Here is a 438-nt window from a genome sequence, read left to right as displayed (position 1 = left end):
CCCCCCCATACCGTCCGAGCAACACCCAAACAATCCGACAACCACAAAACCGACACAAATCCCAAACCGAAACACACAAAAAACCACCACCCAACAAACAACCCCAAACACCACACCAACACAACCAAAAACAACACAACACACCACACCAACAAAAAAACACACACCAACCCCACCAACAACCCCACAAAACCCCACCCAACCAACCCACAACACACAAACAAACACACCAACCACAACCACCCCAAACCCACACCCAAACACCAAACACCCCACCCCAACACAACCAAAAACCCCACCCCCACCCAAAACACAAACAACAACACCACAAAACCCACCAAAAACACCAACACCCACACCACAAACCAAACAACCACCACACACCAAAAACACCCCCAACACAACACCACCCAACCCCAAAACAAAAACACACACAAC

Annotated in this window: 1 protein-coding gene; it reads right to left on the bottom strand. The window is 49.3% G+C overall.

Annotated features, from left to right (window positions below):
• On the bottom strand, window positions 1–438 hold a 438-nt coding region (locus ACTHTY_RS12100; protein ID WP_440367875.1), incomplete at both ends, for a hypothetical protein.

It is taken from the genome of Neisseria sp. P0019.S002 (genome assembly GCF_051957155.1).
GTDB lineage: Bacteria > Pseudomonadota > Gammaproteobacteria > Burkholderiales > Neisseriaceae > Neisseria > Neisseria perflava.
The sequence above is the reverse complement of the archived record's forward strand: the minus strand, read 5'-3'. Positions and strand labels throughout refer to the sequence as shown.